Source organism: Latilactobacillus sp. VITA-14 (genome assembly GCF_046580785.1).
GTDB lineage: Bacteria > Bacillota > Bacilli > Lactobacillales > Lactobacillaceae > Latilactobacillus > Latilactobacillus curvatus.
Genome location: NZ_JBJKTM010000006.1, coordinates 1 through 13,320, shown reverse-complemented (window position 1 = coordinate 13,320; position 13,320 = coordinate 1). Strand labels below are relative to the sequence as shown.

Annotated in this window: 17 protein-coding genes, 1 tRNA gene and 1 riboswitch; of the genes, 12 read left to right on the top strand and 6 right to left on the bottom strand. The window is 42.6% G+C overall.

Annotation, left to right across the window (positions count from 1 at the left end; all coding sequences use genetic code 11):
- Positions 1–8 precede the first annotated feature (8 nt).
- From ACF1X7_RS03870 to ACF1X7_RS03850, 5 genes are read left to right on the top strand one after another with little or no spacing between them, the layout of a single operon-like run.
- Positions 9–884 carry an acetyl-CoA carboxylase carboxyltransferase subunit beta gene (locus ACF1X7_RS03870; protein WP_039099154.1) on the top strand — a complete coding sequence of 292 codons (876 nt, stop codon included), beginning with the start codon at positions 9–11 and terminating at the stop codon, positions 882–884.
- Positions 838–1,635 carry an acetyl-CoA carboxylase carboxyltransferase subunit alpha gene (gene accA, locus ACF1X7_RS03865; RefSeq protein ID WP_039099156.1) on the top strand — a complete coding sequence of 266 codons (798 nt, stop codon included), beginning with the start codon at positions 838–840 and terminating at the stop codon, positions 1,633–1,635. Before ACF1X7_RS03870 ends, accA begins: the two co-directional genes overlap by 47 nt.
- A 21-nt stretch (positions 1,636–1,656) precedes the next feature.
- On the top strand, positions 1,657–2,406 hold the full coding sequence (gene fabI, locus ACF1X7_RS03860; protein ID WP_375710863.1) for an enoyl-ACP reductase FabI: 750 nt from the start codon (positions 1,657–1,659) through the stop codon (positions 2,404–2,406).
- Complete coding sequence (locus tag ACF1X7_RS03855; RefSeq protein ID WP_221276589.1) at positions 2,406–3,158, top strand: biotin--[acetyl-CoA-carboxylase] ligase; 753 nt, start codon at positions 2,406–2,408, stop codon at positions 3,156–3,158. Before fabI ends, ACF1X7_RS03855 begins: the two co-directional genes overlap by 1 nt.
- Complete coding sequence (locus ACF1X7_RS03850; protein ID WP_039099160.1) at positions 3,159–3,680, top strand: biotin transporter BioY; 522 nt, start codon at positions 3,159–3,161, stop codon at positions 3,678–3,680. It begins immediately after the preceding gene.
- 29 nt (positions 3,681–3,709) lie between these two features.
- On the opposite strand, the gene ACF1X7_RS03845 is transcribed toward ACF1X7_RS03850, so the two are convergent.
- The gene (locus ACF1X7_RS03845; protein WP_004271273.1) at positions 3,710–4,540 is read right to left on the bottom strand and encodes a helix-turn-helix domain-containing protein; all 831 of its coding nucleotides are present in this window, start codon (positions 4,538–4,540) and stop codon (positions 3,710–3,712) included.
- A gap of 237 nt (positions 4,541–4,777) precedes the next feature.
- Between ACF1X7_RS03845 and ACF1X7_RS03840 the strand changes: the two genes are divergently transcribed.
- The 4 genes from ACF1X7_RS03840 to ACF1X7_RS03825 all read left to right on the top strand — a co-directional run bounded on the left by ACF1X7_RS03840 (position 4,778) and on the right by ACF1X7_RS03825 (position 8,116).
- Positions 4,778–6,154, top strand: a complete 1,377-nt coding sequence (locus tag ACF1X7_RS03840) for a GHKL domain-containing protein (RefSeq protein WP_411162438.1) — start codon at positions 4,778–4,780, stop codon at positions 6,152–6,154.
- The gene (locus ACF1X7_RS03835; RefSeq protein ID WP_056966746.1) at positions 6,147–6,905 is read left to right on the top strand and encodes a LytR/AlgR family response regulator transcription factor; all 759 of its coding nucleotides are present in this window, start codon (positions 6,147–6,149) and stop codon (positions 6,903–6,905) included. Before ACF1X7_RS03840 ends, ACF1X7_RS03835 begins: the two co-directional genes overlap by 8 nt.
- Positions 6,906–6,986: 81 nt before the next feature.
- On the top strand, positions 6,987–7,541 hold the full coding sequence (locus tag ACF1X7_RS03830; protein ID WP_411162437.1) for a cob(I)yrinic acid a,c-diamide adenosyltransferase: 555 nt from the start codon (positions 6,987–6,989) through the stop codon (positions 7,539–7,541).
- 107 nt (positions 7,542–7,648) lie between these two features.
- The gene (locus tag ACF1X7_RS03825; RefSeq protein ID WP_004271020.1) at positions 7,649–8,116 is read left to right on the top strand and encodes a GAF domain-containing protein; all 468 of its coding nucleotides are present in this window, start codon (positions 7,649–7,651) and stop codon (positions 8,114–8,116) included.
- Between the two features lie 56 nt (positions 8,117–8,172).
- Here ACF1X7_RS03825 and ACF1X7_RS03820 read toward each other — a convergent pair whose 3' ends face one another.
- Positions 8,173–8,718, bottom strand: a complete 546-nt coding sequence (locus ACF1X7_RS03820) for an ECF transporter S component (RefSeq protein WP_039099165.1) — start codon at positions 8,716–8,718, stop codon at positions 8,173–8,175.
- Positions 8,719–8,728: 10 nt separating this feature from the next.
- Entirely contained in the window at positions 8,729–9,703 is a 975-nt protein-coding gene (locus tag ACF1X7_RS03815; protein ID WP_411162436.1) for a nucleoside hydrolase, read from the bottom strand.
- Between the two features lie 18 nt (positions 9,704–9,721).
- A riboswitch (PreQ1 riboswitch) is annotated at positions 9,722–9,766 on the bottom strand.
- 138 nt (positions 9,767–9,904) lie between these two features.
- Here ACF1X7_RS03815 and ACF1X7_RS03810 point away from each other — a divergent pair.
- Positions 9,905–9,995, top strand: a tRNA-Ser gene (locus tag ACF1X7_RS03810).
- A 96-nt stretch (positions 9,996–10,091) separates the two neighbouring features.
- On the opposite strand, the gene ACF1X7_RS03805 is transcribed toward ACF1X7_RS03810, so the two are convergent.
- The 3 genes from ACF1X7_RS03805 to ACF1X7_RS03795 all read right to left on the bottom strand — a co-directional run bounded on the left by ACF1X7_RS03805 (position 10,092) and on the right by ACF1X7_RS03795 (position 11,205).
- Positions 10,092–10,694, bottom strand: coding sequence for a nitroreductase family protein (locus ACF1X7_RS03805; RefSeq protein ID WP_039099167.1), 603 nt, complete (start codon positions 10,692–10,694; stop codon positions 10,092–10,094).
- Between the two features lie 141 nt (positions 10,695–10,835).
- On the bottom strand, positions 10,836–11,051 hold the full coding sequence (locus tag ACF1X7_RS03800) for a YxeA family protein (RefSeq protein ID WP_052202751.1): 216 nt from the start codon (positions 11,049–11,051) through the stop codon (positions 10,836–10,838).
- Complete coding sequence (locus tag ACF1X7_RS03795) at positions 10,984–11,205, bottom strand: hypothetical protein (protein WP_155275692.1); 222 nt, start codon at positions 11,203–11,205, stop codon at positions 10,984–10,986. Before ACF1X7_RS03795 ends, ACF1X7_RS03800 begins: the two co-directional genes overlap by 68 nt.
- Positions 11,206–11,410: 205 nt before the next feature.
- Here ACF1X7_RS03795 and ACF1X7_RS03790 point away from each other — a divergent pair, with 205 nt between their 5' ends.
- Both ACF1X7_RS03790 and ACF1X7_RS03785 read left to right on the top strand, forming a co-directional pair.
- Positions 11,411–12,385, top strand: coding sequence for a DUF2785 domain-containing protein (locus tag ACF1X7_RS03790; protein ID WP_039099170.1), 975 nt, complete (start codon positions 11,411–11,413; stop codon positions 12,383–12,385).
- A gap of 24 nt (positions 12,386–12,409) precedes the next feature.
- Entirely contained in the window at positions 12,410–13,057 is a 648-nt protein-coding gene (locus ACF1X7_RS03785) for an HAD family hydrolase (RefSeq protein ID WP_069468150.1), read from the top strand.
- Positions 13,058–13,320 lie beyond the last annotated feature (263 nt).

The window sequence follows — 13,320 nt, the reverse complement described above, 5'->3', positions numbered from 1 at the left end:
GGGCTCGTATGCAGTTATTTAATGCTGTCCGTAACATTGGCAAGGCCCATCTCAAATATAACCAAGAAGCACGTCAAAAAGTGCCTGATGGCTTGTGGCAAGTCTGCCCTAAATGTCAGCAATCAATCTACCATAAGGACCTCGGTCGTTATCGAACTTGTCCATTTTGTGAGTATGGTTTTCGAACAGGGGCTAAGGAGCGGCTGAGTTGGTTAGTCGATACGTTTGAACCGGCAGCACCACTCGAACAAGATGCCAATCCACTGCACTTTCCCAAATATGGGCATAAATTACGCAAGGCGCAACAAGTTACCGGATTAGAAGATAGTATTTTGACCGGGTTCGCAACGATTGGGCCCCATCACGTTGGGCTCGGCATCATGGACCCCAATTTCATCATGGGCAGTATGGGCACGATGACTGGTGAGAAGATTACACGGTTATTTGAAGTCGCAACTGTTAAAAAGTTACCGGTGATTCTCATCACAGCTTCCGGTGGTGCACGCATGCAAGAGGGCATTTTTTCGCTGATGCAGATGGCTAAAACATCGGCGGCGATTAAACGCCATGCCGAACAGGGCTTACTGTACATCAGTTTGTTAACTGATCCGACGACTGGTGGGGTGACCGCGAGTTTTGCCACTGAAGCCGACATTATTTTAGCCGAACCTAAGGCGATTATCGGTTTTGCTGGTCGGCGAGTGATTGAACAGACGATGCACGAACAGATTGCACCGGACTTGCAAGATGCCGAAACGGTGTTGAAAAACGGGTTTATCGATCAAATCGTATCGCGTGCTGACCAAAAACCGTTCATTACGCAGCTATTAGCGCTACATGAAAGAGGTGATTCCCATCAAACGACAACAACAAACAGCCGCTAAAATTGTGGCCAGTGCTCGGAGTAGTCAAAAGATAACGACCCAGACACTTTTAGCACAATTATTCGAGGATTTTGTCCCGTTAAATGGTGATCGGGTTGGTGGCGAAGATCCGGCGATTGTTGGCGGAATCGCGCTATTTAACGGTCAACCGGTGACAGTGATTGCGACCAATAAAGGCACGACGCTTGAAGAACGGATGGCGTGTCATTTTGGCTGCCCGGAACCCGCGGGCTACCGCAAAGCATTACGCTTGATGAAGGCGGCCGAGAAGTTTAATCGGCCGGTTATCACGCTCGTTAATACTGCGGGCGCGTATCCAGCGGCCCATGCTGAAATCACGGGACAAGGGATGGCAATTGCGAATAATCTCTATGAAATGAGTACGCTCAAAACGCCAATTATCAGTGTGATTTTTGGTGAAGGCGGTTCCGGTGGCGCATTGGCGCTAGCTTGTGGCGATCAAGTCTGGATGACGACGGATAGTATGTATTCGATTCTGTCGCCAGAAGGATTCGCGGCGATTTTGTGGAAAGACAGTCAACGTGCGGATGAAGCTGCGGCCATCATGCAATTGACACCGGATGCGCTGCAAGCAGCCGGAGTGATTGATGGGATTGTTGATGAGCCCGAAGATGAAAGTATCTTTTGCCAAAATATCGCGAGTATGCTAACTGAACAATTAACCCAACTACAACAACTGCCAGTAACGCATTTACTGGCGCAGCGCCAAGCCAGATTCAGACAATTTTAAATAGAAGGAAGTGTGTTCACCGTGTTAAATGGAAAGAAAATCCTAGTGATGGGTGTCGCTAATCAAAAAAGTATCGCGTGGGGCTGTGCGCAAGCCATTACAGCTGCCGGCGGTGAAGTGATTTACACGTATCAGAATGACCGCATCAAAACCAGTTTACAAAAATTTCTACCCGCATCAGCGTTATTGGTCGAATGTGACGTGAGTGATGACGCGGCAATCGAACAAACTTTTGCGACGATTCAAGCACAAGTTGGCAAGCTTGACGGGATCGTACATGCGATTGCCTATGCCAATCGGGAAGAATTAGATGGCACGGTTTATACTGCTTCACGGGCAGGTTATTTGTTGGCGCAAGAAATCAGCGCCTACTCATTGATTGCAGTCGCGAAGTTCGGTCGCGCGCTCCTCAATCCAAATGGCAGTATCGTGACGATGACATACTTTGGTTCAGAACGCGCTGTTCCGAATTACAATGTCATGGGGATTGCTAAGGCGTCACTTGAAGCGAGTGTCCGCTATTTAGCACGCGATTTAGGCCCAGACCAAATTCGGGTCAATGCGATTTCAGCTGGCGCAATTAAAACCCTTGCGGTGACCGGTGTAAAAGGCTATCGTGACTTATTGATGGAATCTGAAAACCGCACAGTCGACGGTCAATCAGTGACAATCGAAGAAGTCGGCAACGTCGCTAGTTTCTTGTTAAGTCCGCTGGCAAGCGGCATGACTGGGGATGTGATCTACGTCGATAAAGGTGTTCATTTACAATAATGACCGATTTAATTCAGATTAATCACCAGCAAATTGAAGAAGCACTAATCCCGTATCTGAAACAACACCTATCGCTGGAAGTCCATGCAACATTGGCATCCACTAATCTTTATTTAAAACAACAGACCTCATTGGTACCGTGGCAAGCAGTAATTGCAACACAACAAACCGGCGGGCGCGGCCAACACGGCCATGTTTTTGACTCACCATTTGGGGGCTTGTACTTGAGTGTCGCGGTTCCGTTTGAAAAAAGTAAGCCAGTCAACGCTTTTCGCTACACAGCCGCCGCTGGAGTTGCAGTCGCTGAAACAATCCAAGCAACGCTCCAGCAAAAGGTTCGTTTAAAATGGGTCAATGATGTTTATGATTATCAGCGAAAGATTGCTGGTATTTTGACGGAAGGGGTCCTTGACACTGAAGGAACTTTGGCGGGCATTGTGGTTGGCGTCGGGCTAAATTTTGCCTCAACCATTGCAACCCAGCGAATTGGTAATTTAAGCCAAGCCGTAAACGCCCACCAAGTGAACATCAATCAATTTTGTGCTACGTACCTCAACCGGCTAGCAGCCGGATTGGCCCAAGCGGACGAGGCGATTGGTGCTCATTATTGCAACTGGTCGGCGATTATTGGCCGACGTTTGCAAAATGGGCTTGTCATTACACAGCTTTTAGCGGATGGCACGTTAATTCTGAGCAATGGCTCGCAAGTGGCAGTCGGCCAAAAGATTGATTTTAAGGAGGAGCTGATTTAAATGACACTATCGGTTGCCAGAAAAGTTAGCTTAGTCGGGATGTGCTTGGCGTTATTAATGGTTAGCGCTCAAGTCAGTCTACCGATTTCGCTGGTTCCAGTAACACTCCAAACGCTCGCAGTTGGTGTAATTGGCACCACGTTAGCATGGCGCTTAAGTCGACTGGTCATCGGGAGCTATCTCATGTTAGGCATGCTTGGCTTACCGGTCTTTGCAAATTATGCCAGTGGGGCTGCAGTGCTGGTCGGACCAACAGGCGGCTATCTGATTGGTTTTATCGCTTATGTGGCAATTGTTCACTATAGTCAGCAACTATTTGGACAATCGAACCGCGTACTTCTCGGCGGCAATGTGCTAGCAAGCATTATTCAACTCGGATTTGGCACACTCTGGCTAATCTGGTCATTAAAATTATCCGTAGTGACCGGCTTAATGACCGGTTTTGTGCCGTATTTTCCGATTGAAATGATCAAGAGTTGTTTAGTGGTGATGATTGCCAGTCGCGTTCAATCAATTAGTTAAAAAAACACTATCCAATCGGATAGTGTTTTTTAGTTTAACGCTTTAATTTTAGCGATTAACGCGTTATTTTTAAGGTATTTGGCAAAAACTAACGCGGTTTCGCGATCTTCTGCATAGTCTCGACCGCTTTGTTGGCGTGCCCGAGCACGGAGGTAATACAAATGATCGACTTGTTTGATGATTTGATTTTTTTGACTCAGTTTGAGGGCTTTCGTCAAAAACTCGATAGCTGCATCAATGCGGTGTTGGTTAATCATATAGGCTGCTGTGTGACGCGAAGCAAATAGGACGCGTTGAACATCAATGACATTGATGTGATCAAGTTGGTTGATGAAATTGATATTGTTATTGAAATAAAAATCAGCTAATTCCTCGCCAGCTTCTTGGTAAATTAAACCCATGCCGGTATTTAGAAGTAACTTCAACGTTGAAGTGTCGTCACCGATAGCCGCTGTGAACGAGTTATAAGCGGAAAAAATCTGTAATTCAGATTGATGGTCAAGGTAACTTAAATAGCCATTGAAAAAGAAGAAGATGGCGGGATAAGGATGTTCGGTTGCCTTGAAGTCGATATCGGTAATTAATGCGGCAGCAGGGCCAGAATCGCCTGCTAATAAAGCAACTTCCGCAGAAATCACGCCTTCGTCACTGGCAGTGTCGAGCGCGTTAAATTCGGTGAAAAGTTCATTTAATGTCAATCCAAGCCGTGTACAAATCTTAATTAGAATTGGAATTGTGGGGGGCAGATTTTTCTTTTCAATTTTGCTGATTGTATTTTGCGTGCAAATCCCCGCTGCTAATTCAGACTGTGTCAGTTGCTTGTTGAGTCGCTGTTGATGGATCAATTGGCCTAAAAACATTTTTAGCCTCCAAATAGTAATTATTTATCTATATTTATGATTAATTATATACGTTTAATGCAGATAAGTATACGTTTATGACATTTAATCCTTTTAAAAAAATTACGTGATAAAATCGAAATGAGTCATCAATCATGGGTATTCATAATATGAAAGGAGGGGTATGATAATGATGAGTAACATTCAAAATTTAATTTTCTGGTTTTGAAATTAAGGTTCGAGTAGGGAGTTTTATGCATGGCAATGAAAATGCCGCTGGCAATGCAGATTGTCATTAATCTAAGTACGTTTAGTTCGTTTCTACTATTAGTATTATTCTTGACGGGGAAGTTGAAACGAACGAACAGATTTCAACTACTATTATCAGTTGGAGTCGGCATTGCTTTTGTTCAGGGAATGGATTTATTAATTGGAAATTTTTTTGAAGAGCTATGGCTGGTTTTGGCAACTGTTGGATTATATGGTTGGTTAAATGGCTTTAAAAATCTGCGTAAATTAAAGACAAGTTATGCGTTAATTATCGCAACCATCTTTAGTTACATCATCGTGATGCTATCATCGGTTCTGACAACGGTGGGGTTAATTGGGTATACTCACTTAAAGGGCCTTGATAATCTGATGAGTAGCCAGTTTAATTGGCAAATGGTGTGTTTAATTATGTTGAGTCAATTATTGATTGCAGCCGGATTAGGATTAATTGTCCAACGGTTAGATCAGCTTATTAAAGCATCCATTGCTTCATACGGTATGTGCGTGGCCGGCACGATTTTAGCCGGTCTCGCGTTATTTGTGGTGGCAGTGATGGTGCTTTTTGATAGCTTTAAGCATGCGAATCTGCCGGTTGAATATTTGTACCTTGTGTTAGGACTTGTGCTATTACTATTAGTTTTGGTGATTGTGGGAATGCTTTTGTATACGAAAGCTGTGATTCGCCAAAATAGAATCAACGTAGAACAAGAAAGTCAGCAAAATCTAACGCTGTATGTTGAACAGTTAGAGCGTAACTACCGTGAAATACGCAAGTTTCGCCACGATATCGCCAATGCTTTATTGGCTTTAGAGACAATTATCAATGAACAAGGGAGCCCAGTTTTAATGCAGGATTTTCATGATTTACTAACGCATTATAACTTTGACACGATTCAAGATCAGGTAATTGGACGGTTTCAAGAGATTAATAATGCTTATATTAAAGGCATTATTTTTAGCAAGTATATTGAAGCACATAATAATCGGATTCCCTTTAATTTAGAGGTTCAACCGGATTTATTTAAGCAACAACAACAGTATTTTGATGAATTACGGATTCTGGGAATCTTTTTGGATAATGCAATTGACGCGGTAAATGATATTAAAGATGGTTCAATCAGTGTCAGTTTATTCGAGCAAAAGGGTAAGATGGTCTATTGTGTCAAAAATACGATTAATACACCAGTAGAATTTGGTCAGCTTTATCAGGCTGGTTATTCAACGAAGGGGATTAATCGCGGGCTTGGGCTCACAACTGCTAAAGAAATCACGGATATGCGCTCAGATTTTAGCTTAATGTTAAAACAAGATGGAGACTATTTCGTTGCAATGCTTGTTGTTGAACAGGAGGAGACCCATGGTTGATATTTTTTTATGTGATGATAAACAGGTTTTACTAGATAGTTATGAAGAGATTATAACGGCATATATTCAACAAAATATATTGGATGCTCAGGTGCGTTTGAAGACTAAGAATGGCTATGACCTATTAATTTTTTTACAAGAAAGTCAAACGCAAGGGGGCGTTTACTTTCTTGATATTGATTTAGAGAATGACGTGCTGGATGGGATGGAATTGGCGCTTAAAATTCGTGAATTGGATCCATATGCACAGATTGTGTTCGTTTCAACACATGACGAACTTTTAATGGAAACCATTCAACGCCGAATTAATGTTTTGAATTTTATTTTGAAGGATCGCGGGTTAGCACAGGTTCGTGCAGATATTCAAGCAACCATTAACGATGCCATTAAGTTACGACAACAACAGGTGCCATTAGCTGAAGAACCAGCTCATTTTGAATATGATGATGGATTATCGTTTGAAAAAGTGGCAATTCAAGAGATTAATTATTTCGAAACAGCGTATAAAGCACGGCACGTCTTCTTACACAGTGATCATCGGTTAAGTGAATTTGTAGGGAAAATCGTGACGATTCAAGCGCAATTGCCACAATTTTTCAGAGCCCATAAGAGTATCCTAGTGAATCCGGACAAAGTCGTACGGATTGATAAGGAGACGCATCAAGTGATATTTGCAAATGGCGATACATGTGATGTTTCGTACCGTCGAATTGAGGCATTACTTAAATTGATACAAGCAGACAAGTGTTAAAAATTAAGCAACGCCAAAAATTCGCTTTCAAACGTGGTACACTAAAATTGATAATGGATGACAGTTTTAGGAGGCTACAGATTGAAACTGTATACAAAGACCGGTGACAAGGGATTAACCAGAATTATCGGCGGTCAAAAAGTGCGCAAAAACGCAATTCGTGTGGAAGCATACGGGGGTGTTGATGAGTTAAATTCATACTTAGGTGTCGTCATCAGTGATTTACCTGATTATCCGGCATTGAGAATGGAATTGGTTGAGATTCAACAAATTCTGTTTGACTGTGGGACAGATTTAGCGACGCCGGATGATTCGCGGGGGTATCGGACAGACAACGCATACACGAAATGGTTAGAAGCTAAGATTGATCAGTATGCAGATGTTCCACCTGCTTTAAAAGAATTTATTTTACCTGGGGGAGTACCATCAGCAGCGAAACTACAATATTGTCGGACAATTGCGCGGCGTGTTGAACGCCAAGTCGTCGCCTTGCAGGAAGTAGAACCGATTAACGAAGCTGTATTAACTTTCTTGAATCGGCTCTCTGATTATTTATACGCGATTGCGCGGTACGTCAATCATGAAGAGGGCGAACTAGAGACAGTTTATCGAAGAAATAAAACAATTTTTCATTAAAAAAACCGCCGATGTGCGTTTTTTTTAATGTCGAAATTAAGGGATGTTTTGAATTGCTAACGCAGCAAGCTTCCACTATAATAGCTTGAAAAGAGGAAGTGATTGTGATGTTTAAATCAAAAGAAGCTAAAGTCGAGGCTTACGAAATGCTCTTAAAACAACAAGCTGCTTTGCTGGCAGGTGAAACGAATTTAATTGCTAATCTAGCAAATTCTTCGGCGTTATTAAATCAAATATTACCGGAGACTGTTTTTGCGGGTTATTATCTGTATCAAGATGCTGAGCTGATTTTAGGCCCATTTCAAGGAAACGTCTCGTGTATGCACATTGCACTAGGTAAAGGGGTGTGTGGTGAAGCCGCCGCAAAGCAAACAACGTTAATTGTAGAAGACACGGCGCAACATCAGAATTATATCGCTTGTGATTCGGCTGCACGTTCTGAGATTGTTGTGCCAATGATCAAGGCTAATCAACTAATCGGTGTTTTGGATCTTGATAACCGCGTCGTTGGCGCTTACGATGAGGTCGACCGAGATTATCTAGAACAGTATGTCACGTTACTGATGCAAAACTAAAAAAAGCAAATGCGTTTCTAATTGATGTTAGAAGCACACTTGCTTTTTTTAATTGATTAGAGTGTCTTGATTTTTTGTTTGAGGTGGACGCAAACCTGTGTCACCACAATGATTGCCAAGAGCCGGTCCAGATAATCCGTACCGGCTTGAACCAGTGTAATGCTGACAAACTGATTTAGTCCCAAGCCGCTTAGTAGTTGTACAATTAAACTTGACCCTGAAGAGGTGATACCGTGGAACAAGAAGTAAGTGATTAATGAACTGACAATTGTGCCGGGAATGGCGACACCTAAAGCAACAAGGGGTAACTCGCGTTTCGTCCGTTGGTGGTGGTATAAGAACCATCCAGCGAGTAAGCCGGTTAATAGACCGTCTGGCAAGTAATAAAGCGCAAATAAGTCGGTCGTGACACCGCTGATGATGCTACTGCAAGTGGCAGTTAATGCGCCTGCCAGAGGACCTAATAGGGTGCTGGCTAAAATGGTGCCGACGCTATCGAGATAGATTGGTAACCGTAAAAATAGGGCAATGTTAGCGCCTACGTAATTGAGTGCAATGGCAAGTGCCAGAATGGTTAAGTGTTGTGTTTTAAATTTTCGCATAATAGGTTCCTTATCTAAGTTTTGGTAAGTCCGTTTTAATGAGGGTTGCTTGTGCATTTAAAACGACGGTCAAAAACTGTTCAAAGAAACGATTGGTGTCCACCTTAGTTAAGATGAGGCTATTGGCAGGATGGTGCCAGAAATCGAACCGGTCAACCAGTGTTTGGCCAATGCTGATGCCGGTTGTTTCGACGGTGGTATAACTTTCAAAGCCGTGACAAAGGGTTGGATCGATAAAATAGGCGACTGCTAATGGATCATTGATCACACAGCCGATAATGTGTTCATATTGCCAATGAAAATCAAAATAAAACTGGGTGATGGCTTTTAGATAGTCGCCGACTTCAGGATTGACACGCTGACAATAAGCCAGCAATGTTGGCGTGAAGACAATTTCACGGGTCACGTCTAAGCCAACCATTTCAATCTTTTGATCGAGTTGGTCGAATACCAACAGTGCGGCATCCGGATCGCTCCAGTAGTTGAATTCAGCAACGGGTGAGCAGTTACCGTGACTCTTATAGGTCCCACCCATTGAAACAAAGCGGGCACAGTGCCGACCTAAATCTGGATTCCGCTGGAGCGCAGTCGCAATATTGGTCAATGGTCCGAGTGCGATAATACTGATATCGCTCGGTTGACTAAAAGTGGCTGCTAAAAAATCAGCGGCGGATTGTTGTGCCGGTTGAATAGTGGATAGGCGCGGGATATGGCTGTCACCTAAACCATCCATGCCATGCGTATCCTGCGCACTGACAAATGGTTTATGGAGCGGTTTATCCGCACCAACATAAACGGGAATGTCGAGCCGCCCGAGGCGTTCAAGACACTTAAAGGCATTGTCCACGCCGATTTGGACGGGAACGTTGCCGCAAACAATGGTGATTGCAACGACTTCCACCACTGGCGATTGAATGGCCAAATTCAAAGCGAGCGTGTCATCGATGCCTGGATCGCAATCGATAATGATTTTGCGAGTTTGCATTTATTTCTAACCTCCTTGAGATCCTTAGTTTTTTATTCTGGGAAGTTTCCGAACCAGTCCAAGTAGTTTTACTTGATTTTAAATGCACCCCTTTATAATACCGAGTTGGTGGGCGGGTGTAAATAGCAGTTATTTTTAAAAAACAGGCTTGACAGTGATTAGCGAACTTGATATTATAATAAACGTTGTAAGATTTGATATGGAGAATTACCCAAGTCTGGCTGAAGGGAACGGTCTTGAAAACCGTCAGGTGGGTTCTGCCCACGCGAGAGTTCGAATCTCTCATTCTCCTTAAAGTAAAAAGCGGTTCGCGGATGCGAGTCGCTTTTTTTGTTGGGTAAAATAAAAAACCAGAGTGCATGCGCACTCTGGTCGATTCGGTTTAAAATTAGTTTGTGTAGGTTTGGAAACGACTTGCATCGGTATTGTAGTCTTTAGCATCGGCTGGATTTTCGATTGAACCAAATGGCATTTGCGCACGAAGTTTCCAGTTTGATGGAATGTTCCATTTTGCAGTAACGGCTTCATCAATTACTGGGTTATAATGTTGCAAGCTAGCGCCCACATTTTTTTCTGCGAGGGCTAACCAAGTGGCATATTGTGCCATGCCTGAAGCTTGTTCTGACCATGTTGGGAAGTTTTCGGCATATAATGGCACGTTTTCTTGAAGATTCTTAACAACGTCTTGATCTTCAAAGAACAAGATTGTCCCGACACCAGCGGCGAATGAAGCCAATTTAGCTTGTGTACTTGGGAAGTTTTCCGCAGGTGTTAATGGTTTTAAGGCAGTTGCTGTAATATCGTTCCAAAGTGTTTCATTTGCTTTTCCAAAGAGAATAATGGCGCGTGAACCTTGGGCGTTAAAAGCAGTTGGTGTTTCTTTAATGGTGTTGAAGATTAATTCTGATAATTCAGCTTCGCTCATTGAAACGTTTTTGCCAAGTGCATAAATTGTCCGGCGTGTTTGTTGTAAATCGAATAATTCTGTCATGTTCATTACTCCCTTGTGAAATCGTTTTTATCAGTGCATGCGAATAATATAGCATACTTATTAAATGTAAGCAATGAAAAAAGCGAAATCCCTCGTTTGTATTTCGCAATTAACAGCATTTAGTTCGATTGTATTTTACAATTATAGACTAGCCTGCAGTTTAACGGGCAATTCAGATTTTGAAACGACAGTCCAAGAATTGACGAAGCGCCCCTTGGCATCTAATTTTAAGTAGTGATTAGGTTTTAGTGCGCGCGGCGCTTGGAAAACGACTTCGTAATGACTGCCATCAGCACGGTAAGCAGGTTGCCGGTAAAGGTAATCGTTGTGTCCCGTATTGGTGTGCTGTTTTAACATAGACGGCTTCTCTGGGAATTAAGAGGTTGAACCGGTCCCACTGTTGGGCAAGGTCATTGCCGTCCGTCATATTCTGAGTTGTGGCTGATCCGATAATTGGACCGCCGATAACAATTAGTCCAAGTGAGAACAGTAATAGAATGATTTTTTTCATGATTGACACTCCTTGTGAATTGATGTCTTAATCGTATCAAGCTAGAAGTTACATTGATTCAGTCTAAAGGTGGAATTTATTCTAAGCGAGGTGACGATTTTGTCATATCGTGGGCCTGTTTAAGGATTGATAGTTTATGTCTGTGGCCGAATGCATTATAATAGTTAGTTATGAGATGTTTTCAGTAGAGAGTGGGTGATGATTGATGAAGGAAGTTCAAAATGTGATGCAACAGTTAGACGCGATTCGTAGTGCATTGATTAAAGGGGACATCTATCAATCAATTCCGGAAAAAGTATTGGTCGTCATGGATGGCGTCCAATATAAGACGCGGCGGACACATGTCGTAGTACCTGAGGACAACGAGTCAGTCTTGCAACGAATCACAGCAATTGATGAGCGAATTAAAACCAAAGGCAAAGAAGCGACCATCAGCGATGAAGAGCTCGATGATTTATTAAGGCATCTTGCAAGCCCAGATTCGCAAGTGCGCGATAAAGGTGTTTTTTACTTATTCAATCGATTATTACGGCAGACGGTTTTAACCCCAGCCCAATTGATTTGGGTCAAGGACCGCTTATTGCAAGATGATTATTTATTCGCGCATATTTTAGAACCTGAAAATGACGCTGTTTTTTTACGTTCGTTTAGCGCGATGTTTTTGGCCGGGATTTTATATGCTAACCGCACTTTTTATCATGTATTAAGTACGGCCGAATTATTGGCAATTGAACGGCGAGTAATGGCTTATACAGTCATCGAATTAGATTCACGAGGATACGTTGATGGTAAAGGCTGGGCGCATGCGATGACGCATATCATCAATGTCTGGTCAGAACTTAACGAAACACCTGAAATCCAACGTGCGGATAAGATTTTGATGATGGCAATTGTGCTACAGGCGTATCGCTTCTCTGATAACGCACTCGCATATGGTGAAGATAGTCATCTGACGAACGTTCTAATCAGTTTAATGAACAAGCATCAACTCTATGTCGATTATTGTTTAATCGTCTTACAGGAGTGGCAGCGTTCATTGTTGACTATGGCACCACAGGATACCGTTGGTTTTTGGAATCGGTGGTATAACCGCAATCGCTTTTTACAGTCATTGTTGCTACAACCTGAATTACCTGATAAAATTGCGGATTACTTACGGAAGATTTCAGATTTATTTTAATTAACCAGATAGGATTGAGAGAAGATGACAGTAAAAGGGATTATTTTTGACGTCGATGGCGTTTTAGTGGATAGTGAACCGTATTATTTTGAACAACGCTTAGCATTTTTGAATGCAATTGGCGCACGACTAACGGCAGAGGAAAGTCGTAAACAAATTGGTTCCAATATGAATGCCGTTTTAAAACAGTTGTTTCCAAACCATACTGTTTTGGAACGAGCGGCAATTAAAAACGGCTATACGTCGTATAAAGCGGCTCATCCAATCGTTTTTAAAAATATCATGAACCCAGACGCACAACCGTTATTAGCAACCGTTGCACCGACATATCAAATCGGTTTGGCGTCCGCTGGTGAGCGCGGAATTATTCAACAAATGTTGTTGGAAACCGCGTTAGAACCTTATTTTGAAACGGTTGTTAGTGGTGCAGAGATTGCGCACAATAAACCAGCACCAGATGTGTATCTAGAAGCGCTTAAAAGAATGCATTTAGAACCAACCGAGGCGGTTGCGATTGAAGACTCTGCACTGGGGATTCAAGCGGGGAAGGCGGCTGGTTTAACCGTCATCGCATTAAAACCATTTGATCCACTTTTCGCGATTGATCAATCGGTAGCGGATTATCAAATTGAATCATTAAAAGAAGTTCCGGCAATATTAGCAACGTTATAAAAAACGGCTTCCGCTGCAGGAAGCCGTTTTTTTGTCGTACTATCGAACAGCACCTTAACAATTAATTAAAGATAAATGTTTGGTAATGTTTAGTATGTAGTGTAAAATACTTATTGGATAAGGCAAATTCTATAATTAATCCGAACAGAAATTAAAAAGCCCAAAGCAATCACTTACAATGGTAGTAGCTAATTCCAACCAATATAGGGAGTGATTACTTTGGGTACATCTACTTTATCACGTTTTCAACGTGGCGCACTAGC